The sequence below is a fragment of the Microbulbifer mangrovi genome (genome assembly GCF_002009015.1).
Classification (GTDB): domain Bacteria; phylum Pseudomonadota; class Gammaproteobacteria; order Pseudomonadales; family Cellvibrionaceae; genus Microbulbifer; species Microbulbifer mangrovi.
Window position 1 is genome coordinate 1 of the sequence record NZ_LZDE01000345.1, and the last position, 21132, is coordinate 21132.

Below are 21132 nucleotides of genomic sequence, written 5' to 3' on the forward strand. Positions count from 1 at the left end.
CCGCACCATGGTGCGGGTTTTTTATTGCTTCTACCTGGCTAGCAGGTAAAAGACTTACGGCAGCAGGTGAGCAACGGCGTCGCGCTCTTCTGCCAGCTCGGTCTCGGTCGCAGTCATCTTTTCGCGAGAGAAATCATTGATGTCTACGCCCTGAACGATTTCCCAGTCGCCGTTTTTGCATACAACCGGGAAGGAGTAGATCAAGCCTTCCTGGATGCCGTAAGAACCGTCGCTGTATACGCCCATGCTGGTCCAGTCACCCTCGGCGGAACCCAGCGCCCAGTCGCGCATGTGATCAATGGCAGCATTTGCTGCAGAGGCTGCAGAGGAAGCACCACGGGCCTTGATGATGGCCGCGCCGCGCTGCTGCACGGTCGGGATGAAGTCGTTCTCGTACCACTCCTGGTCGACTTTGCCCATGGCGTCTTCGCCGTTGACCTTAACCTGGTGCAGGTCCGGATACTGGGTAGCAGAGTGGTTGCCCCAGATGGTCATGTGGGTGATGTCGTTGACAGTGGAGTCGGTTTTGTTCGCCAGCTGAGTCAGCGCGCGGTTGTGGTCCAGGCGAGTCATAGCGGTGAAGTTGCGCGGATCCAGATCCGGCGCATTGCGCTGGGCGATCAGAGCGTTGGTGTTGGCCGGGTTGCCGACGACCAGCACTTTCACGTTGCGTGCGGCAACGTCATTCAGCGCTTTACCTTGAGCAGAGAAGATAGCCGCGTTGGCTTCCAGCAGGTCTTTACGCTCCATGCCCGGGCCACGCGGACGCGCACCAACCAGCAGGGCGTACTCTGCGTCTTTGAATGCAACGGTCGCATCGTCGCTCTGTACGATTCCGGCCAGCAGCGGGAAGGCACAGTCTTCGAGCTCCATGGCAACGCCTTTCAGCGCTTCCAGTGCGGGAGTGATTTCCAGCAGCTGAAGAATAACTGGTTGATCCTTACCCAGCATTTCGCCGGAAGCGATGCGAAACAGCAGCGAGTAGCTGATCTGACCGGCGGCGCCGGTAACTGCAACACGAACAGGTGCTTTCACGATGTATCTCCGTTGTTTTCAGGCGCCCGCATTATAGGGCCTTGCCAATTAATTTCATTATCCTTTAGTCGGTACTCGGCCAAATTTGTCAGGCCAAATCCTTTTGGGAGCCCGGATAACGGTCTTTTAAGGCCGTATAAAGTTGATTGCTGAAATTTTCTGCTGCACTGTCTAAAGATTCCGCAATCTCAGCCAGGTGCTCGTTGTCTTCCCTTCCCTGCCACAACTTCTGGTAGGTACCGTCTTTGTAACCGTGATCCTGACGGAAACGATTGAGAACGTTCTTGCCCACGTAGCGGCGATACAGGTCCTCGAATGGCATCTCGCAATCGGCCATTAATTGAGCAAATCCGACCAGGTCGAATTGTTTGCTAGACAGCGTATTGAGGGTGAATGCCTCCAGGTTTTCACGGAAGTCCCCGGCAACCGGCTGCTCTCCAGCAAGTTGTTGCTCCATCTTGGCGGCGACTGCATCGGGACCACCCTGCTGCAATTCCAGGCTCAGACCGAAATGCCAGATATCAACCAGCTCCAGCTTGACCTGTTCCATTTCCGGCTGTTGTTTTTTCCACCACTTCCAACCGTAGTGATCCAGCAGTTCTGCGCTCTCTACCCAGATTGCCCGGTACCAGGGGAAGTTCTGCTCGCGCCAGTGGTCGTTGACCAGCGTGTTGATGCCGTCCTGCAGCGCCAGCATGGTCTGCAATTGCTGTTGCAACATAATTGTTTGATTCCTGATTGTTCAGCATTCGCGCTCAAACGGCGCGAGGAAATAGTCTATGAAAATTTTCGGTGGTGATCGCCGCGAGCTCTTCGTAAGAAATACCCCGTAACTCGGCAATAAACTCAGCCACTTCTCGCACATAAGCCGGGATATTGGGCTTGCCGCGGTACGGTACCGGTGCCAGATAAGGCGAATCTGTTTCTACCAGCAACCGCTCCAGCGGTACCTGCCTGGCGACATCGCGCAGCTCTTCGGCGTTTTTGAAGGTCACAATACCGGACAGGGAGATGTAGTAATTCAGATCCAGGGCGGCCTTCGCCATCTCCCAGCTCTCGGTAAAACAGTGCAGAACCCCGGCGTGCTCACGGCTGCCGTGTTCGCGAATCAGATCAATCGTGTCCTCTCGGGCATCCCGAGTGTGCACAATCACCGGCAACCCAACCTCTCCGGCGGCCTGCAAGTGGGCAATGAAACTCTTTTGCTGTACCGCCTTGGTCTCGGTGCTGTAGTAATAATCCAGCCCGGTTTCACCCAGTGCTACAACATTGGGTTGCGCGGACATGGACTTTAATTTTTCGACATCCGCGAGCCCGGATTCCACGTCCAGGGGATGCACACCCACCGAGCACACGACATCCTCATAGCGTGCAGCGATATTGACCACATCTTCCGCATTGTCGAGGCTGATGCCGACACACAGGAACTTGCCGATACCACGGCTGCGCGCCAGCTCGAGAACTGCATCCAGGTCGCCGTCGAATTTATCTAGTTTGAGCCTGTCGAGATGACAGTGGGAATCTACCAGCATGGAACAGAGCCTGTTGGTGGCCCCAATGGATCAAGTACCACAGAGACCAGGAGAACGAAGCGGGGAATTATACAGATTGAGGGCCAGATGCGCGCGGTTTGGCGCAGGGCCCGGCGGGATCCAGAATGAACCCGCCATGCAGAATTACAGGGTGTGGGTCGGACGGCTGGACTCGAGGGAGCCAGCGAGTAGAGTTTCTATCTTGCCCTGCGCAACATTCTCCTTGTCGCTGAACTGGATGCCGATACCAGGCGTACGGTTGCCCTGGGCACCGCCCGGAGTAATCCATACTACCTTTCCGGCAACCGGTAGTTTTTCCGGTTCGTCCATCAGGCTAAGAAGCAGGAAAACCTCGTCGCCGAGGCTGTAACTCTTGTCAGTATTGATGAACAGGCCGCCATTCTTGACGAATGGCATATACGCCGCATAAAGCACGGACTTATCCTGAATCTTCAGCGACAGGATACCGTTGCGGGCTCCGCCCCCCATACCTTTCATACTCAACCCCGTTTCCGAATAACCGGTTATTGTTCTGATTTAACGCTGTGTTGTCGATAATTTACACAATTAAAGCCGCTAATCAGCTATTCCTTTCGCGCGCACATCAACACGGTAACTTACCGCGCCACTACTCGCCCTGTCTACACTCAACGAAACAGTGCGGACCAGCGAATCAGCAATTCCTCCATTAACAACCGCTTGTTCGGATTGCTGTTGCCGGTGACCAGTCCACGGGCTTTTAGCAGCTGGTCGTAGAACCCAAACAGCGGGCGCTGACTTTCCGGACCAGTTCCCGGCAACCGCTGCAATAAGGCCATGATCGGCGTATCTACCGCCTGATCCGTGGTACGCGCCTTCAACATCTGGCCGACCCAGCTCTGCCAGAACTGGAGCAGCATATTCAAATCCGCGCCCTCTCCCGGCGATTCCCAGCGTCCCGCCAGAGTCACCGGATTTTCGTCGCCGCGCGTCAGGGCGGTGAGGTCCGCAAGAAACTGATCGCGAATCTCTTTCGCTTCGGGCTCCATCAGGCTCACCGCCAGCAACGGCGCACCGCCAGCCAACGCCAGTGCACTCGATGCCATATCGCCCTCGACACCACTGTCGCTCAACCAGCGCAGTGCCGATTGATGCGGGGGAACCGGAAATGCAATGGTCTGGCAACGACTGCGAATGGTCGGTAACAAACCGGAGGGGTTGTCGGTAATCAGCAGAAAGATGACCGATGCCGAGGGCTCCTCAAGATTCTTCAAAAGCGCGTTGGCAGCATTGATGTTCATCGCCTCTGCCGGGGCAAGCCACACCACCCGTACACCCTCCCGGGCGCTGGTACGGCCGACGAACTCGCCCAGCTCTCGGACCTGCTCCACCTTCAGAGGACCACCCTCTTTCTCGGGTACAACGCGAATAAAGTCCGGATGCGTTCCCGCCACGCGCAGATTGCATCCACGACATTCGCCACAGGCGAGGCCGTGACGGGGCTGATCGCACAGTAAAAGCGCGGCAAACGCGTCGGCAAAGCGACGCTTGCCCAGCCCCGCTTGCCCGCTCACCAGCAGTGCGTGCGGACAACGGCCTGCAGTCCACTGCGCGCCCAGACGCTGCCATTGTGACGCCTGCCAGGGAAGCGGCGAGGGAATCGGCGGCTGCGCCTCCACAACTGCGGGCTTTTCTGTTGCCTTGCTCATTGTGTTCCCGCGATCAGTTCCAGTTCCCGCGCCAGATGCGCCTGAACTTCCTCCAACGGCTGCGAGGCATCGATCAATGCGTAGCGCTCTGGCGCAGCTTCCGCGCGCTCCCGATACGCAGCCCGCACCTTGCTGAAAAAGGCGGATTGTTCACTTTCAAAGCGATCAGCTTCCCCAGTGGTCGCCGCACGCTGCAAGCCGATTTCCGGATCCAAATCCAACAGCAGCACCCGATCAGGTCTAAGCGCACCCTGCACGGTTTGTTCTAGCTGGCCAATCAATGCCCGATCAAGCCCTCGGCCACCACCCTGGTAAGCATAGGTGGCATCGGTAAAGCGGTCACAGACCACCCACTTTCCACTGGCCAGTGCAGGTTTGATCACCTCGCTGAGATGTTGCGCTCGCGCGGCAAACACCATCAGAAGTTCAGCGGTGGGATCCACAGCCTCGTCGCGTTTTTCAAGCAACAGCGTTCGCAACTGCTCGGCGAGAGGAGTACCGCCGGGCTCGCGGGTCTGGACGTAATCGATCCCCCTGCTTTCCAGCCACTGGGTAATAAACCGGAGATTGGTTGATTTACCGACCCCCTCTCCCCCTTCGAGAGTGATGAACTTGCCTTTAGATAGATCTGACATGAATTCTCTGCTGGTTCGACGAAACGCCAACCGGTTTTTTGTTAATTGTCTTCTTTGTTTTTTACCGGGCTCGAACGGTAATCCGATCGACGCTGCAGCTGGTACTGGCGGACCGCGCGATTATGTTCGTTGAGCGTCGAGGAAAAGTGATGGGAACCGTCCCCTTTGGCCACAAAGTACAGCGTATTCCCGCCCTTCGGATGCAGCGCCGCATGAATGGCTTCCCGCCCCGGCAGCGCAATCGGTGTCGGCGGCATACCGCCAATCACATACGTGTTGTATGGGGTAGCGTTGCGCAAATCCGCTCGCCGCAAGTTGCCATCGTATTGATCACCCAGCCCGTAAATCACCGTCGGGTCTGTTTGCAGACGCATACCGCGCCCCAGGCGCCGCACGAAGACACCCGCAATTTCATCGCGCTCCCACGGCACACCGGTTTCCTTCTCGACGATGGAGGCCATGATGAGCGCCTCATAGGCATCGCTATACGGCAAATTTTCCGCGCGCTGCTGCCACTCTTCTTCAAGCACTGCATTCATACGCTCGAAAGACTGACGCAACAGGTCCAGGTCGGACGCGCCGGAGCGATACACGTAGGTATCCGGAAAAATCCACCCCTCCGGATTCCCTTCGATACCCAGAGCCTGCGCCGCGGCTTGAACGGATTCCCCTGCCGGGGTGTGGCGAACCTTGTTGGAATTTCTTATCTGGGTAAGGGCCTGCTTGAACGTCCAGCCCTCTACGAGGGTTACCCGATAACGGGTTACATCCCCGCGATTCAGCCGGCCGACCAGGTCCATCGCATTACTGCCTGCGGGAATCATATATTCCCCGGGATGGATGCTACTCTGGTCATTCAGCCGCGCATAGATTCGTACCCACAGAGCCGAACGCAGCACGCCGTCGGATTCGAGGCGCAACAGAACACGGGAAAGGTTGCTGCCACTTTCAACATCCATGCGCAGGCCATCCACCGGAACATCAAGGGGCTTTACCAGCGCATTTTGCGCGGACCACAACGCATAGCCACCTGCAGCCAGGCCGAGAACAAACAGCAACAGGAAGCCGCGCAGCCATTTGCCCGCGCGGCTGCGACCACTACCCTCGGTAGACTTTCGCTTAGCTGTTTTTTTATTGGCGGACTTACCGTTATTTTTCGCCACGTTTTGCACAACCCGTTATTAATGCGATGGATATTTGACTCGAATGCGGCACGCTTTAGTGCAGATCACTGGCAACCAATGTCCGCATGGCGGTGGTCGCTGAGCCGGGATACAACGTTCGCAGCCGCTCTTCAGTCAGGCTGCCAAGCGTCATCTGTACCACGGGCACCACCCCCCGCACAGCATTACAGACAGCCAGTTCTTCCGCCTGTTCAAGATCCGAGATAAGAAGATCATCTTCGCTGATTTCGACCCTTGCTGCCAGCCAGCCGAGCATCACACCCCGTACGCCACAGTTGCGCAGGCTGGGGGTCGACCAACGGCCGTCCCGCCAAACCAACAGGTTGCTGCGCAGCCCCTCAATAACTCGTCCCTGGTCATCCAGAAGCAACCCCTCATGGAAAAGGCCTGGCCGCGGGCCTGCAGCCTTTTCATCGAGCTCTCTTTCAGCGCGGGTGTAAACATCCCGCTGTAGCAACTTACAACCACTCGCGAATTTATGCGCCAACCCCTGTCTCGCTTCCATAGATTGACCCGCGGCCTCAAGTGGAAATGGAGACAGTGACGCTTGTGGAGTCACACGGGTCTCGCAGAGTGAAAGCGACACACCGTGTTGCCAGGGGGAATTCCCCTCAAGAGGAACAACCGAAAAATCCCATACGGTCTCACCGTACAGCACTCCATAGCGCAGCCGTATACGTGCGCCCTCAGCCCAGTCGGCGGTGCGCTTCGCGATCAGGAGTGCGGCCGCCTCGATACGCTGCAGCACACCGGGATCAGGCGACGCCGAGCGCGCAAGCCGGGCTAAATGGCCCGGCAGCAAAGGAATGGCACCATGCCGGGCGCGCATAGTCTCGAGCACGCCCACGGAGAATTCTCCGTCGGCAGGTACGCTCTGCAGCGTCCCGGCATCGGAATAGAAAAATGGGATGGGGAAAGTCACTGTTAGAAGTCGGCGCCGACCGATGCCAATCGCGGCAGGTCGGCACCTTCTAAAGCATTAAATGCGCTGGAAAATCAGCGAGCCATTCGTTCCGCCGAAGCCGAACGAGTTTGACAGCACCGCATCGATTTTCATTTCCTGCGCCTTGTGCGGCACCAGGTTAATACCAGCACAACTCTCGTCTACATTGTCGAGGTTGATAGTCGGCGGCGCTACCTGATCACGCAGGGACATGACTGAGAAAATTGCCTCGATCGCACCAGCAGCACCCAGCAAATGTCCGGTCATGGACTTGGTGGAGCTGACCGAAATGTTGTCCAGGCTACCGTCAAATACGGATCGCACTGCAGCAATCTCGGCTTTATCACCCAACGGTGTAGAGGTGCCATGCGCATTGATGTACTGGATCGCCGAAGGCTCAAGACCGGCATCTTTCAGCGCATTGGCCATGGACAGCGCAGCACCGGCGCCATCTTCCGGCGGCGAAGTCATATGGTGGGCATCGCCACTCATACCAAAACCGCTCAGCTCGCCGTAAATTTTGGCTCCGCGCGCCTTAGCGTGTTCGTATTCCTCAAGCACCAGAACACCCGCGCCCTCACCCAGAACAAAACCGTCCCGATCTTTATCCCAGGGACGACTGGCGTGTTGCGGATCATCGTTGCGGGTCGACAGTGCACGTGCGGCACAGAAGCCACCCAAACCAACGGGCGTGGTCACCATCTCAGCACCACCACACACCATCACATCGGCATCGCCGTATTGAATAGTGCGCATACCCAGGCCGATTGCATGGGTACCAGTGGTACAGGCAGTGGTGGTCGAAAGGTTCGGACCTTTCATACCGTACTTGATGGAAAGATTACCGGAAACCATGTTGATGATGGCACCCGGAACAAAAAATGGAGAGACCCGACGCGGGCCCTTTTCCGCGATCAGCATCGCGTTATTTTCAATCGCGGCAATCCCACCCATGCCGGAACCGATGCAGGCACCGATGCGCGGCGCATTGGAGTCGGTTACTTCGAGACCACTGTCTTCTACCGCCTGCACTCCCGCACTGAGACCGAACTGCAGGAACATATCCATCTTGCGCGCTTCTTTCTGCGCAACATGGGGTTCGGGGTTAAAATTCTTTACGGTTGCAGCAAAACGTGTACTGAAAGCAGAAACATCAAACGAATCGATTGGCACAACGCCACTGGTTCCTGCCAGCAAAGCAGACCAGGTATCTTCCAGAGTATTGCCCAGCGGGCTCACTGTGCCCATTCCGGTAATAACGACTCTTCTACGCGACACTTGCGCCTCCCCCGAAATCAATCATACACGCCGGGAACTATACTTATGTTGCCGGTCGTTTTCACAAGGTTCAAATAGACGGAGAGCCGCGCTATGCAACATAGAACGGCTCTCGCAATACTACAGTAACGGGCAACACTTACCCCTTACTAAGCTATCCAGCAGGAATCAACCGAGGTTTTGGTTGATGTAATCGATGGCCAGCTGAACAGTGGTGATTTTCTCTGCTTCTTCGTCCGGAATTTCGGTTTCGAATTCCTCTTCCAAAGCCATTACCAGCTCAACTGTGTCGAGGGAGTCAGCGCCCAGATCTTCAACAAAGGATGCTTCAGGTTTTACATCTTCTTCCTTCACGCCCAGTTGTTCAGCAACGATCTTTTTTACGCGCTCTTCAATGCTGCTCATGATTCAATTTAACTCCTAGTGGATAAAAATCTGTTTTGGTCACTACTTAAAAATTAGCCACTTTATGTGGTGTATCAGTAACCGGCTAACACAGCTTATGGTTAATGCGAGGCGGCATTGTACCCTGATTTTTTCGGGATGTAATGCACCACCTCCCCACAACCATTGAATGATAAATTTTTCTTTACCAATCAATCACTTATGGTGATTTTCTCGAAAGAAAATCAGCCCATATACATGCCGCCATTCACGTGAATGGTCTCACCGGTCACATAACCGCCAGCATCACTGGCTAAAAATGCGACAACGGAGGCAATCTCTTCCGGCGCGCCGAGACGTCCCAGGGGGATCTTGCCCATCAGGGCTTCACGCTGTGCGTCCGGCAAAACCTTGGTCATATCAGTATCGATAAAGCCTGGCGCCACAGTATTTACCGTGATGCCGCGGGAGCCCACTTCTGCCGCCAGCGCACGGGCGAAACCACCTACCCCGGCCTTGGTTGCAGCGTAGTTGCTCTGGCCCGCATTACCCATGCTGCCAACCACAGAACTGATATTGATGATTCGACCCCAACGCGCCTTGGTCATATCGCGCAGACAGCTCTTGCTCACGCGATACACAGCAGTGAGGTTGGTGTTCAGAACCGAATCCCACTCCTCATCTTTCATGCGCATCAGCAGGTTGTCCTGGGTGATGCCCGCGTTATTGACGAGAATGGTCGGCGCACCGAATTCTGCTTTAACGGACTCAAGCACGGCAGCAATGCTTTCCGGGCTGGTTACGTCCAGCTCCTTACCTGCACCTTTGAGTCCCTTTTCCGCAAAACGTGCAGAAATTTTTTCTGCGCCGCCGGCACTGGTTGCAGTACCAATGACGATAGCACCCTGAGCGCCCAGCAGATCAGCGATAGCTGCGCCAATGCCGCGACTGGCGCCAGTGACCAGCGCCACCTTGCCTTCGAGAGAAGTTGAAATAGTCATATTTGTTACAAACCCTTTTGCGAACCCGTATCGAGGGCCATTGCAGTCGCCTGCAAGACCTGACTGCCTTGGCAGTCTATAGGTATCGCCTTAGTTATTGTGCGGTGGATTTAACGGCTTCCGACATCTGTGCCGGCGTTTCAATATTGTGCGCGGTCAGGCTGCGATCGATGCGCTTGGCCAGTCCAGCCAGCACTTTGCCCGGGCCACATTCGACCAATTGCTCGGTACCTGCAGCTGCCATTACCTGGACACAGGAAGTCCAGCGAACCGGGCTATAGATCTGCTCAACCATCAGTGCCTTGATCGCCGCAGGATCAGATTCCGACTTGGCGTGCACATTGTGGATCACGGGGATTTCGGGTGCGCGAAAAACAGTCGACTCGATTTGCGGAGCCAATTTTTCTGCAGCCGGACGCATCAGCTCTGTGTGGAAAGGTGCGCTTACCGGCAAGGGCAGCGCACGCTTGGCGCCGGCGGCTTTACAAGCTTCGATGGCGCGCTCGACAGCGGCGGCACCACCGGCAATCACAACCTGCCCCGGCGAATTGTAATTAACCGCCGCAACAACACCGCCTTCCGCAGCGCTATTGCACGCAGCTTCTACGGCTTCGTCATCCAGGCCAATCACTGCGGCCATGGCGCCCTCGCCCGCCGGCACGGCCTCCTGCATGAGACGACCGCGTTCGCGAACCAGACGCACGGCATCTTCAAATGCCAGAACGCCCGCGCATACCAGCGCAGACCATTCTCCCAGACTGTGGCCCGCCATGCGGGCAGGTGCCACCCCGCCCTGGCTCAGCCAGGCACGGTACAGGGCAACGCTGGCGGACAGCAGCAGGGGCTGGGTTCTTTCGGTGAGATTGATATCTTCCTGAGCGCCATTCTGGCACAGGTCCCACAGGTCGTAACCGAGAACAGAGGAAGCTTCGGAAAAGGTCGCATTGATCTCCGGGAAAGCCTCAGCAGCTTCCGCCAGCATACCAATCTGCTGGGAGCCCTGGCCGGGAAATACGAACGCTAAAACTGGGTTGGTCATGGAACATCCTTTAACCAAATGAGTGAAGCCTTGAATAATGGGGCTCGACCGGACGTCTCAGACCGCAAGCATCACGCAGGGCTTAATCACACCCCGTCTGTCGCTGCGCCTGTAGCGTCATGGCACTACCAATCTGCTGCGCCAGACCCGACTCAGCACAATCTTTGGCCGTCAGCATAGCGCGATAAAACGCCTCACTGCTGGCGCCGCCATGGCTCTTGATGACGTTGCCTTCTAGCCCCAAAAAGCTGGCGCCATTATAGCGACCGGGTTCTAGCTGTGCGCGCCATTTTCGCAACAGATTTATGGCTAATTGGCCAAAAAAACGCTTTATCGGCGCCTTTTTATCGATGGTGAAGGTCTTTTGACCTATCAGTCGGATCACACCCTCGGCGGATTTCATGGCCACATTTCCCATCAGGCCATTGCAAACCACAACGTCGACCACCCCGGTAAAAATATCGTGCCCCTCGACAAAACCCACGTAATTAATAGAGGGGTCCGCCTGCAGCATAGCGCCAGCGCGCCGAATCTCCTCGGTGCCCTTGTGCTCTTCTGCGCCGATATTCAATAGCGCGACGGTGAGGTCTGATTTGCCAGCAAACACACGCTGGGCTTCCAGCCCCATGCGCGCAAACTGTACGAGGTCTTCCGCACTGCAATCTATATTCGCCCCGAGATCCAGGAGAAAGCAGGAGCCGTCCGCGGTCGGCAAAGATTTGCCCAGTGCCGGGCGACGTACGCCCTCTACCGTACCGAGAATACTGCGCCCGAGCGCGAGCAGTGCCCCTGTATTGCCAGCGGTAACCATCGCTGAGCACTCCCCATCGGCAACAGCCTGCAGCGCGCGCGCCATGGACGACTCACGTTTGCGTCGCAACGCCTGTACTGGATTGCAGCCTTGGGTAATTACCTGGGCACAGTCAACCACTTCAAGGCGCTCACGCACTGAAGGAGGTTCTTTTATAAGAAGGGATTGCAGCTGGGAACGAGGGCCGAACAGTTTCAGTTCTGCCTTGGGATAGCGGATAAGAAATCTTGAGCAGGCCGGAACGACAGAGCGGGGACCTAAGTCCCCGCCCATCGCATCCACGGCCAATCGCAATTGGCTGGACAAAGCTTACTCTTCTTCGGAAGAGGTGCCGACATCGATCACTTTGCGACCACGGTAGAAACCGTCTTTGGTCACGTGGTGACGGTGGTGCTTCTCACCGGTGGTCGGGTCAACGGACAGAGTCGGTCCACCCAGCGCATCGTGAGAGCGACGCATGCCGCGACGGGAACGGGTTTTTTTGTTCTGCTGAACAGCCATTTGGTGCTCCTAAACATAACTAACAGTTAACACCGGAACCGGGGCGCCTACCGGCGAGCCCAAACCCTTCAAACAACTCTCAAGACTTGTTTGACGAACCCTTCAACTGTTCCAGTACTTTAAAGGGGTTTTCATGTTGCTCTCCCGCATCCGGCTCCTCTCCACCACTGCGAAACGCATCCTGAGAGACGCACTCCTCGTCGTGGAAAGCAACCATTGGCAGGTTGAGCAAAATCTCATCTTCCAATACCTGATACAGGTCCAGCTCATCGCCGTCCTGTATCACCGGGTCGAGCGATTTGGGCAATGACTTGCCCTGCTCTTCCGACCAGACGAAGCCCCACGCAATGTCGGCCTCGATCTGCTCGCTCACCGGTTGCAGGCAGCGCTGACACAACAGCTCAACCTCCAACTGGAGATGCCCGGTAGCCACCTGGTTTCGCTGCAGATCCCTGGCAAACGCCAGAGTCACCGCCACATCACCATTCACTGACTCCGTAGACGACACCAGCCGTGCAAGAGCGCCTGACGGCACAATTCCGTCCAATTGCTGCTCACGCTGCACCAATTTTCGTGCATCAATGCGGCGCGGAAGCGCGGTTTTCTGGGGGGGTATCGACATAAGCGCGCAATTCTATGGACTCACCAGAGCCTTGTCAAAACAATTCATCCACCGCATGATCACCGACCCCAAAGCCCACCGGCATCACTCTCAGGCCAGGAAGCCCGTCACCATGCGCCGACTGATTCTAGCGTCCAGCTCACCTTATCGCCGCACTCTTCTGGAAAAGCTGCAACTGCCTTTCGACACCGCCAGCCCCCATATAAATGAAGAAGCATTGCCGGGCGAGACGGCTCCGGCACTGGCCAGCCGCCTTGCCCGCGAGAAAGCCAATGCCTTGCGGAAGCAATTCCCGGATGCCGTCATCATCGGATCTGACCAGGTAGCCGAATGTAACGGCCGACAGCTCGGCAAACCCGGCACAGCGCAAAATGCGGTCGAGCAGCTTCAGCTGTGCTCTGGACAGCCGGTCACATTCCACACCGGGCTATGCGTTCTCGACAGCAACAGTGGAAACCACACCACGACATGCGAAACATTCACGGTTTACTTTCGCAATCTTGAGCGCCGCGAAATCGAGCGCTACGTCACCCTGGAGAAACCGCTGGATTGCGCAGGATCATTCAAAGTCGAAGGCTTGGGAATCGCCTTGTTCGAAAAAATGGAAGGGAATGACATCAATACACTGATTGGCCTCCCATTAATTCGCCTAATCAAGCTCCTCAGGCAATATGGAATAGACCCGCTGACAGGCAACTGAACACAAAATTCGCCCTCTTTCGGTCATGCCACCAGCGGAGGCCACTGAAGCAACTCGGTAAAATGGTCGATAATCCGATGCGGACGACACTCATCGAGCCGCTCGCGACTGTGCACGCCATAACTAACACCGATAGATGCCATATTGATCGCTGAGGCCATACGCAGATCGTACTCGGTATCACCCACCATAACGGCATCGCGCACGTCACAACCGACCTCCCTGAGAAGCTCACTCAACATGCGCGGGTCCGGCTTGGATGCCGTTTCATCCGCACAGCGACTGGCCGCAAACAAATGGCCAATGCCGTGCTCTTCAAACTCCCGATTGAGGCCGCGGCGGCTTTTGCCTGTCGCCACCGCCAGAGTGTGCCCCGCGCCCAACAAATGATCGAGGGTCGCCAGAACACCGTCGAACAATGCCACCGGCTCTACCCTCGCTGCGAGCCACTCCTCCGCATAATAAGTGCGCAGGCGATTGCGCTGCTCGCTGTGCGCTTCGGGGAAAAGGGTGCTAATAGCCTCGGGCAGCCCGAGGCCGATGATGTTGCCGATCGCCGCAGGTTCGAGCACCGGCAGCCCTACCCTATCTGAGGCTCGCTGCATACAAGAAACGATGCGCGCCTCAGAGTTGCACACAGTGCCATCCCAGTCGAGGATCACCAGCATCAACCTTACCTCTTCCTTATATACAGCATATAACGCAACTAACAATACCGGCCTGACCGCACGATCAGCTGCGGCGAAGGCTAACCAAAACCGATTCGAGCTCCGGCGGCAGAGGTGCCCGCACATCCACCCTGGTACCATCCGGCAGCGTGCAGCGAACGCCCGCGGAATGCAGAAACAGCCGCTTTAACCCGTGCTCACGGAAGGCATTGTTGATCTCATCGGACGCGTATTTCGCATCACCCGCCAGCGGACACCCGACAAACTGTGCATGCACTCGAATCTGGTGGGTGCGCCCGGTAACCGGCTCAGCGGCCATCAAGGTTGCACCAGGGAGGCGCTCCTCAACCTGGAACCGGGTGGTCGACGGCTTGCCGTCACCATCCACAACAACCATTCGTTCACCACTCTTCAGCGTATTCTTCTTGAGTGGCGCCTCTACCAGCTTTTGCCCACGCGGCCACTTGCCCGCCGCCAGCGCCAGATAGGACTTCCCAAGCTTGCCCGCGCGCAGCTCGGACTGGACATGCAGTAACACCGACCGCTTACGCGCCACCAGAATGGCGCCACTTGTGTCCCGATCCAGCCTGTGCACCAACTCCATAAAAGGACTCTTCGGATACATCTGGCGCAGCGCCTCAATCAACCCGAGCCGCACACCGCTCCCGCCGTGCACCGCGAGGCCGGCGGGCTTGTTGACCACGAGCAACCCACCATTGTCATACAGTATGGCTGCCTCGAGCGTGCGCCGCAGGGACTCACCAGCCACTGCAGGCGTCGTACCCTCGGACACGCGAATCGGGGGCACACGGACCTGATCCCCGGCTTTCAGGCGATATTCGGCCTTCACCCGCCCCTTATTAACCCGCACCTCTCCCTTCCGCAGAATTCGGTAGACACGAGAGCGGGGCACACCCTTGAGGCGCGCTTGCAGGAAATTATCGATCCGCTGACCAGCCAGTTCTTCTGGCACGGTGAGGAACTGCACGCCCTTCCCGGCGGTGCCGGATGAGCGCTCATCAGTATCGCCGCGTGATTCGGCCGAACGGGGTGTTTTACTGGGTTTTGGGGGGTTACTTCGCATGGGGCGCATCATAGCGGCAACCCCCAGCCATTTGAAGCACCGCGATTGATGCCCCAACTACACCGTGGTATATTCGGCCGGTCTGAATTGGGCTGGTTTTCGGCGGCGCACGGTTTTTCTGCTATACAAAAACCCAGGTGCCGCTCTTGAGAAAATACCGTCAATCGGGCCGGTGCGCGCAATGACGCGTTATCAACAAAACTCCGTCGGCGAGACTCTTCAAGGGTGCGTCGCAAGATGGTGCCCAGGGATTTTAGCCACAGAGGCCCTCCCGAAGCTCTCGCCGACCCGACCCCGTTACAACGGGATTTTTGCGAAGGTAAGACGGGCTGACGCCCGCAGCGCTTGGAACAGACTCTAATCTGTCACATCTCGCTCCGCGATTGACGCCAGCGACCGAACTGGCCCCCGGCCTCTGCAGGTGATGCAAAATGGCACTCCCGCACCGCCGGTTACTACTAGAGACGACCAACGGGCCCAGCCACGAGCCGGCCCCGGAGCCTAGAGAAGATGTGACCCATGCAGCCCGAAACCGGACTGCAGTCAGGACCCGCCCGGGAAATATGCGGAGCCGGCCTGACAGGAAGCGAATACCCGAACGAGACCGGTATTCAGAGTTAATACAGTATGCACACCGCAGGTGCCCCTGACTGGCGCCCCCGCGGGGAGTGCGTATAACACGGCGATAATTGCTGGGCAGCGCCCTCCTCTCATCCCGTGTACACCAAAGCCTGCGAGCTTCAGCGGCGTTTTCACCTTCGCACAACGCAAGGAAAAGACGAACGCATGAAGAGAATGCTGATCAACGCAACCCAGCCGGAAGAGCTGCGCGTTGCACTGGTCGACGGCCAATGGCTGTACGACCTGGATATCGAGAATCGCACTCGCGAACAAAAAAAAGCCAATATCTACAAGGGCAAAATCACCCGCGTAGAACCCTCCCTCGAAGCCGCTTTTGTCGATTACGGTGCTGAGCGCCACGGCTTCCTGCCCCTGAAAGAAATTTCCCGCGAATACTTCCTGAAACAACCGAAAGACATCGACGGCCGCATCAAGATCAAGGATGTGGTTAAAGAAGGCATGGAAGTGATCGTTCAGGTCGATAAAGAAGAGCGTGGCAACAAGGGCGCAGCCCTGACCACCTTTATCAGCCTCGCCGGCCGCTACCTGGTGCTGATGCCTAACAACCCCCGCGCTGGCGGTATCTCCCGTCGCATCGAAGGCGATGAGCGCAGTGACCTGCGCGACGCGCTTTCCAGCGTTGAAGTGCCTTCCGGCATGGGAATCATTGTGCGCACCGCCGGTGTTGGCCGCAGCGGCGAAGAGCTACAGTGGGACCTCAATTACCTGCTGCAACTGTGGGACGCCATCAAAAAGGAAGCGGACGACTCCAAAGCGCCCCACTTCCTGTTCCAGGAAAGCAACGTCATCATTCGAGCGATTCGCGACTATATGCGCGACGATATCGGCGAAGTCATTGTCGACGAAAATGGCGCATACCAGCTGGCCGCCGAGTTTGCCCGCCAGGTAATGCCGAACTACGCCAACAAGGTAAAGTTCTACGACGACAATATCCCGCTGTTCAATCGCTACCAGATTGAAAGCCAGATCGAAACCGCATTCGAACGCGAAGTGAAGCTGCCCTCCGGCGGCTCCATTGTGATCGACGTAACCGAAGCACTGGTATCCATCGACATCAACTCCTCCCGCGCCACCAAAGGCGGCGATATCGAGGAGACTGCGCGCACCATCAACCTGGAAGCCGCAGACGAGATCGCCCGCCAGCTGCGCCTGCGTGACATGGGCGGCCTGGTGGTCATCGACTTTATCGATATGCAGAGCAAATCTTCTCAGCGCGAAGTTGAAAAGCGCATGGAGAAAGCCCTGGGTATGGATCGCGCCCGCGTGCAGGTAGGCCGCATCTCCCGCTTTGGTCTGCTGGAGATGTCCCGCCAGCGCCTGCGTCCATCCCTGGGTGAAACAACTTTCCGCGTATGCCCCCGCTGTAGTGGCCAGGGCACCATCCGTGGCACCAAGTCCCTCGCCCTGTCCATCCTCCGCCTCGTGGAAGAGGAAGCAAAGAAGGAACGCAGCGCAGAGATCCGCGCCATCACGCCGGTGAACGTGGCTACTTACCTGCTCAACGAAAAGCGCAAGGCAATTTCCAATATTGAAGCGCGCAACAGCACCCGCGTGGTCGTTGTTCCAAATGCCGACCTGGAAACCCCGCACTTCGAAGTTCAGCGCCTGCGCGACGACGACTCCACCACCCTGGAGACCTCCTACAAAATCTCCGGCACCATCGAAGAGGTAGCGGAGAAGGACAAGGAAGACGAACCACTGCGCGCTCCGGCACAACCGGCTGTGCAGCAGATCGCCCACTCCGCACCCGCTCCCACTCCGGCCGCCAAGCCCAAGGCGAAGGCCAAGGAACAGCCGGAAGAAAAACCTGGACTGTTCAGCCGCCTGATCAGTGCCATCTCCTCCCTGTTTAGCAGTGAGGAAGAGGAGAAATCCAACAAGAAACACAAGAAGTCCAGCGGACGCGGCAAGAACTACCAGCAGCGCAATCGCAACCAGCGCGGCGGCCGTGGACGCGGCCGCGGAAATCGCGGCAATCGTCGCGACGACCAGCGCAGCGATGAGCGCAAGGACGACACCCGCTCCAAGCGCGGCGACAAACGCCGTGACGACAGTGAAGGTAAAGACCGTCGTAGCGACAAGACCGAAAACGCCCGCGAAGCGAGCCGCGACAACGCACGTGATGGCAATCGCGATGGGCAGCGCGAAGGTCAGCGTCGCAGTCGCAGACGTCGCGGTGGTGACCGCCGCAACGAGCCGCAAACCACCGCCGCAGAAGTCGAAAACACCAACCTCGACAACACTGCGGAAGCGTCCGGTTCCGACGACGACCAGCAGCGCCCTGCACGCCGCCCGAGCAATGTGCGCGGACGCCCGCAACCCCGCCGTCGCGGCCGCCGCGGTGGCGACAGCGCTGCGGCAAGCGAGCAGCAGGACACCGCCAAGTCCGAGGCAAGCAATGAGAGCGAAGCAATCGCGAAAGACGAGCGCCCTGCCGAGCCCCAACGCAAGCCGCGCACCAAGCGCGAAGACAAGCCGGTAGCGAAGTCTGAGCCGCAAGCGGAACAGCGCAGCGAGAAACCTGCAAGCGAGCCAAAAGCCGAACCGAAAGCCGAGCAGCCGTGGGCGGGCACGCAGCCGCGCACCGAGGCAACAGCCAAGGCCAAGCAAGACGCAGAGACGCCGGCAGCCACTGCAGAAGCCAGCAAACCGGCCAAAACTGCAGACACCCCTGCGAGTGACGTGGAAGCGGCCAGCAAACCGGCTGCGAAGCGCGAAGTAGAAGCGAAAGCCGAAGCACCGGCAGAGGCGAAGGCGCCAGAAGCGGCCCCAGCCAAAGCACAATCTCCGGCGGAACCTGAAGTCACTGCTGAAGCCAATGTCGCCAAGGCAGCGGAAGCAAAAACTGAGAGCGAAGAGACTACGGAAGTGCCCGAGACTCACGCAGCAGGCGACCTGCTGGCAGAGTCTCCTGAAGAGACGGCCGCCAGCGTTAGCGACAAAGCAGATGTGGAACAGCCTGCAGAAACCGCCAAGGTCGTAGACACTAGCGTAGAAGCTTCCAACGAAGAAGCGCCAGAAGCCCAGGTGGAAACCACCGAGCAGAAAGCGCCCAGCGCGGAAGCAGCTCCGGTAGCCCGTGTGCCGGGCCGCGCCAGCAACGACCCGCGAATCAACCCGAAACCTCTGGTTGATTTCAAAGTCGTCACCGCCCGTCCGGAAGTTGGTGAAATGCGCCCACTCGACACAGCCCAACCGGCCAACATCGAGCACAGCCCTCGCCCACTCCAGCGCCCAGCCAATGATCCCCGGGTCAAACGCAGCGCGAACGCAAGTGCCGAAAGCAGCTCCGATTCTGCCGAAGCAGGTTAAGTCGCAGTATCTGGAACAGAATGGGTTGGCTGCTCAAAAATGCAGCTAACCCATTGAAGTTCCTAAAAAAATTGCCTACGCACTTGTACCCGCAAAACAGCTCGGTATAATGCGCAGCACAATTTGGTGGGGTGGCTGAGTGGTCGAAAGCGGCGGTCTTGAAAACCGTTGACTGTAACAGGTCCCAGGGTTCGAATCCCTGCCCCACCGCCATACAAAAAAGCCCGGCTTTATGCCGGGCTTTTTTATAACTGCTGGATTCTTTGGATCCTCCCTCTTCAAGCCGGCGCTGGCGACGCGCTTTTTCTCGAGCGCTTTGATCAAGGTGACTAACACGGTCTGCGCATCTTCAGTTACAAATTCTCCTCCAACTCATCGGCAACCAGGACTGGGGTTATTCGGATATCCGCATTCAATGCGGCAAATAGTGGCTCGTTGTACTGAACCAGCTTCGCCTGATCACGCTCTTCGAAGATAAAAATTGCGGCACGCTTTCCTTCAGAAACAAAAAAATAGGCAGCTTCCGGTTTCGCCAGGTCAGAAAATTTCTTCATCGCGGTCGCCATGGTTCCATCAGCGACTGCGTTGTTGCCCTTTTCGACAGGAATGAGAACTTGCATCATCAAGCGCATGGGATATTCCCCAGAATAAAACCTCAGTGTATACAGCGCGTCCAGTGCGATGAGGAAATGCACTCCATATATACCAACACACCAATTTTCACGTCACTCCCACCCTCCCCGGGAGAATATTGTGTAGTTTCTGCCGATACTCTTGGGATCAATGAACGGTCCTACCGATATTCCCAATGCGCCGCCCCTGGTCGACACTGATAGCATCCTTTCGTTTGCTGTCGCACTTGGCCTCGGCCTGTTAATCGGGCTGCAGCGCGAGCGAACCAGTGACCGCATGGGCGGTATCCGCACATTTCCCCTGATCGCGCTATTTGGGGCTTTGACTGCGCACCTGAGCCGGAACCCGGGCACGGGCTGGCTGATGCTGACAGGACTGATTGCGATGAGCGTACTCATTCTGCTCGGCAACCTGGACCGTTTGCGGGGCAAAGACGACCACGCAGGAGTCACGACCGAAGTCAGCGCCTTGCTGGTCTATTTGCTCGGCGCTTTTCTGGTACTGGGTGACAAGACGGTTGCGGTGATGATTGGCGGCACTATCGCGGTATTACTGCACTTCAAGCCGGGCATGCACGCCTTCGCCAAAAAGCTCTCGGACAAGGATCTGCGGTCCATCATGCAGTTTGCGGTGCTGTCGCTGATCATTCTCCCCATATTGCCCAACCGCACATTCGGCCCCTATGACGTTCTCAACCCCTTCGCTATTTGGCTATTGGTGGTGCTGATCGTGGGTATCGGCCTGGGCGGGTACGCGGTATACAAGATCGTCGGTGCCAGAGCCGGCACCCTTCTAAGCGGGCTGATTGGCGGACTGATATCTTCGACGGCCACTACCGTCACTTATGCCCGACTGGCGCGAACCCAGCAGAAGGCCGCTCCGCTCGCTGCACTGGTGATCCTGATCGCCTCTACCAGCATGTTTATCCGCATGTTTGTGGAAATCGCCGTGGTTGCGCCACGTCAGTTTCTCGCCTTCGTGCCGCCGCTCGCGCTGCTGTTCGCGATCAGCCTGTGTGTATGCGGCTTTGCATTCATTCGCATTCAGCACCGCGAAAACACCATGCCGGAACCGAGCAACCCCGCCGAACTGAAACCCGCACTGATATTTGGCGCGCTGTATGCTCTGGTATTGCTGGCGATTGCCGCAGGCAAGGAGTATTTCGGTAATCGTGGTATCTACGTGGTGGCACTGATCTCGGGATTTACCGATGTCGATGCGATTACCCTGTCTACCGCCAATCTCACTAACTCGGGCGCGATGAAGGTAGATACAGCATGGCGTGCGATGGTAATCGCAAGCCTCGCCAACCTGGCGTTCAAGGCGGGAGCCGCGGGGTTTCTCGGCGGGCTTTCATTGTTGCGCGGGGTGTTGGCGCTTTTTTCCATTCCGTTCTTCGCCGGCCTCGCAGTACTCTGGCTGTGGGTATAGACGACACTA

21 protein-coding genes and 1 tRNA gene are annotated in these 21132 nt (G+C 57.3%); 4 read left to right on the plus strand and 18 right to left on the minus strand.

The window, feature by feature from the left end; all coding sequences use genetic code 11:
- Positions 1-54: 54 nt before the first annotated feature.
- From B4U49_RS17225 to B4U49_RS17295, 15 genes are all read right to left on the minus strand, one after another.
- Positions 55-1035 carry a malate dehydrogenase gene (locus tag B4U49_RS17225; RefSeq protein ID WP_078085851.1) on the minus strand — a complete coding sequence of 327 codons (981 nt, stop codon included), beginning with the start codon at positions 1033-1035 and terminating at the stop codon, positions 55-57.
- An 88-nt stretch (positions 1036-1123) separates the two neighbouring features.
- Positions 1124-1756, minus strand: coding sequence for a dUTP diphosphatase (locus B4U49_RS17230; protein ID WP_193432860.1), 633 nt, complete (start codon positions 1754-1756; stop codon positions 1124-1126).
- Positions 1757-1790: 34 nt separating this feature from the next.
- The gene (locus B4U49_RS17235) at positions 1791-2567 is read right to left on the minus strand and encodes a TatD family hydrolase (RefSeq protein WP_078085852.1); all 777 of its coding nucleotides are present in this window, start codon (positions 2565-2567) and stop codon (positions 1791-1793) included.
- 144 nt (positions 2568-2711) lie between these two features.
- Complete coding sequence (locus B4U49_RS17240) at positions 2712-3065, minus strand: PilZ domain-containing protein (protein ID WP_078085853.1); 354 nt, start codon at positions 3063-3065, stop codon at positions 2712-2714.
- Positions 3066-3214: 149 nt separating this feature from the next.
- On the minus strand, positions 3215-4255 hold the full coding sequence (locus B4U49_RS17245; protein WP_078085854.1) for a DNA polymerase III subunit delta': 1041 nt from the start codon (positions 4253-4255) through the stop codon (positions 3215-3217).
- Positions 4252-4890 (minus strand): dTMP kinase, encoded by a 639-nt coding sequence (gene tmk, locus B4U49_RS17250; protein ID WP_078085855.1) that lies wholly within the window; start codon positions 4888-4890, stop codon positions 4252-4254. The genes B4U49_RS17245 and tmk overlap by 4 nt, the downstream gene beginning before the upstream one ends.
- Positions 4891-4931: 41 nt before the next feature.
- Positions 4932-6053 carry an endolytic transglycosylase MltG gene (mltG, locus tag B4U49_RS17255; protein WP_239692691.1) on the minus strand — a complete coding sequence of 374 codons (1122 nt, stop codon included), beginning with the start codon at positions 6051-6053 and terminating at the stop codon, positions 4932-4934.
- A 55-nt stretch (positions 6054-6108) separates the two neighbouring features.
- On the minus strand, positions 6109-6996 hold the full coding sequence (locus tag B4U49_RS17260) for an aminotransferase class IV (RefSeq protein WP_078085856.1): 888 nt from the start codon (positions 6994-6996) through the stop codon (positions 6109-6111).
- 57 nt (positions 6997-7053) lie between these two features.
- Positions 7054-8295: a beta-ketoacyl-ACP synthase II gene (gene fabF / locus B4U49_RS17265; RefSeq protein WP_078085935.1), complete on the minus strand. Its 1242-nt coding sequence runs from the start codon at positions 8293-8295 to the stop codon at positions 7054-7056.
- A 168-nt stretch (positions 8296-8463) separates the two neighbouring features.
- Positions 8464-8700, minus strand: coding sequence for an acyl carrier protein (gene acpP, locus B4U49_RS17270; RefSeq protein WP_010130751.1), 237 nt, complete (start codon positions 8698-8700; stop codon positions 8464-8466).
- Between the two features lie 224 nt (positions 8701-8924).
- Positions 8925-9680 (minus strand): 3-oxoacyl-ACP reductase FabG, encoded by a 756-nt coding sequence (fabG, locus tag B4U49_RS17275; RefSeq protein ID WP_078085857.1) that lies wholly within the window; start codon positions 9678-9680, stop codon positions 8925-8927.
- A 94-nt stretch (positions 9681-9774) separates the two neighbouring features.
- The gene (gene fabD, locus B4U49_RS17280) at positions 9775-10719 is read right to left on the minus strand and encodes an ACP S-malonyltransferase (protein ID WP_078085858.1); all 945 of its coding nucleotides are present in this window, start codon (positions 10717-10719) and stop codon (positions 9775-9777) included.
- A gap of 82 nt (positions 10720-10801) precedes the next feature.
- Complete coding sequence (gene plsX, locus B4U49_RS17285; protein ID WP_275078294.1) at positions 10802-11812, minus strand: phosphate acyltransferase PlsX; 1011 nt, start codon at positions 11810-11812, stop codon at positions 10802-10804.
- A gap of 27 nt (positions 11813-11839) precedes the next feature.
- On the minus strand, positions 11840-12031 hold the full coding sequence (rpmF, locus tag B4U49_RS17290; protein WP_078085860.1) for a 50S ribosomal protein L32: 192 nt from the start codon (positions 12029-12031) through the stop codon (positions 11840-11842).
- 79 nt (positions 12032-12110) lie between these two features.
- Complete coding sequence (locus B4U49_RS17295) at positions 12111-12653, minus strand: YceD family protein (RefSeq protein WP_078085861.1); 543 nt, start codon at positions 12651-12653, stop codon at positions 12111-12113.
- Between the two features lie 112 nt (positions 12654-12765).
- Here B4U49_RS17295 and B4U49_RS17300 point away from each other — a divergent pair, with 112 nt between their 5' ends.
- Positions 12766-13353 (plus strand): Maf family protein, encoded by a 588-nt coding sequence (locus tag B4U49_RS17300; RefSeq protein ID WP_078085862.1) that lies wholly within the window; start codon positions 12766-12768, stop codon positions 13351-13353.
- 23 nt (positions 13354-13376) lie between these two features.
- Here the strand turns inward: B4U49_RS17300 and B4U49_RS17305 are convergent, their stop codons facing one another.
- Entirely contained in the window at positions 13377-14021 is a 645-nt protein-coding gene (locus B4U49_RS17305) for an HAD-IA family hydrolase (protein WP_078085863.1), read from the minus strand.
- A 64-nt stretch (positions 14022-14085) separates the two neighbouring features.
- Positions 14086-15009 (minus strand): 23S rRNA pseudouridine(955/2504/2580) synthase RluC, encoded by a 924-nt coding sequence (gene rluC, locus B4U49_RS17310; protein WP_239692692.1) that lies wholly within the window; start codon positions 15007-15009, stop codon positions 14086-14088.
- A gap of 882 nt (positions 15010-15891) precedes the next feature.
- On the opposite strand from rluC, the gene rne reads away from it, so the two are divergent.
- Positions 15892-19059, plus strand: a complete 3168-nt coding sequence (gene rne, locus B4U49_RS17315) for a ribonuclease E (RefSeq protein WP_078085865.1) — start codon at positions 15892-15894, stop codon at positions 19057-19059.
- Between the two features lie 125 nt (positions 19060-19184).
- Positions 19185-19272, plus strand: a tRNA-Ser gene (locus tag B4U49_RS17320).
- A 140-nt stretch (positions 19273-19412) separates the two neighbouring features.
- Here the strand turns inward: B4U49_RS17320 and B4U49_RS17325 are convergent.
- Complete coding sequence (locus tag B4U49_RS17325; protein WP_078085866.1) at positions 19413-19691, minus strand: hypothetical protein; 279 nt, start codon at positions 19689-19691, stop codon at positions 19413-19415.
- A gap of 151 nt (positions 19692-19842) precedes the next feature.
- On the opposite strand from B4U49_RS17325, the gene B4U49_RS17330 reads away from it, so the two are divergent.
- Positions 19843-21123, plus strand: a complete 1281-nt coding sequence (locus B4U49_RS17330) for an MgtC/SapB family protein (RefSeq protein ID WP_078085867.1) — start codon at positions 19843-19845, stop codon at positions 21121-21123.
- Positions 21124-21132 lie beyond the last annotated feature (9 nt).

Excerpts from the sequence above, each read along its gene's own strand:
- acpP (WP_010130751.1), bottom strand. The coding sequence starts at position 8,700 with ATGAGCAGCATTGAAGAGCGCGTAAAAAAGATCGTTGCTGAACAACTG.
- tmk (WP_078085855.1), bottom strand. The coding sequence starts at position 4,890 with ATGTCAGATCTATCTAAAGGCAAGTTCATCACTCTCGAAGGGGGAGAG.
- fabG (WP_078085857.1), bottom strand. The coding sequence starts at position 9,680 with ATGACTATTTCAACTTCTCTCGAAGGCAAGGTGGCGCTGGTCACTGGC.
- B4U49_RS17305 (WP_078085863.1), bottom strand. The coding sequence starts at position 14,021 with ATGCTGGTGATCCTCGACTGGGATGGCACTGTGTGCAACTCTGAGGCG.
- B4U49_RS17300 (WP_078085862.1), top strand. The coding sequence starts at position 12,766 with ATGCGCCGACTGATTCTAGCGTCCAGCTCACCTTATCGCCGCACTCTT.
- B4U49_RS17240 (WP_078085853.1), bottom strand. The coding sequence starts at position 3,065 with ATGAAAGGTATGGGGGGCGGAGCCCGCAACGGTATCCTGTCGCTGAAG.
- B4U49_RS17235 (WP_078085852.1), bottom strand. The coding sequence starts at position 2,567 with ATGCTGGTAGATTCCCACTGTCATCTCGACAGGCTCAAACTAGATAAA.
- B4U49_RS17325 (WP_078085866.1), bottom strand. The coding sequence starts at position 19,691 with ATGCGCTTGATGATGCAAGTTCTCATTCCTGTCGAAAAGGGCAACAAC.
- B4U49_RS17330 (WP_078085867.1), top strand. The coding sequence starts at position 19,843 with ATGAACGGTCCTACCGATATTCCCAATGCGCCGCCCCTGGTCGACACT.
- rpmF (WP_078085860.1), bottom strand. The coding sequence starts at position 12,031 with ATGGCTGTTCAGCAGAACAAAAAAACCCGTTCCCGTCGCGGCATGCGT.
- B4U49_RS17230 (WP_193432860.1), bottom strand. The coding sequence starts at position 1,756 with ATGTTGCAACAGCAATTGCAGACCATGCTGGCGCTGCAGGACGGCATC.
- fabD (WP_078085858.1), bottom strand. The coding sequence starts at position 10,719 with ATGACCAACCCAGTTTTAGCGTTCGTATTTCCCGGCCAGGGCTCCCAG.
- B4U49_RS17245 (WP_078085854.1), bottom strand. The coding sequence starts at position 4,255 with ATGAGCAAGGCAACAGAAAAGCCCGCAGTTGTGGAGGCGCAGCCGCCG.
- rne (WP_078085865.1), top strand. The coding sequence starts at position 15,892 with ATGAAGAGAATGCTGATCAACGCAACCCAGCCGGAAGAGCTGCGCGTT.
- B4U49_RS17295 (WP_078085861.1), bottom strand. The coding sequence starts at position 12,653 with ATGTCGATACCCCCCCAGAAAACCGCGCTTCCGCGCCGCATTGATGCA.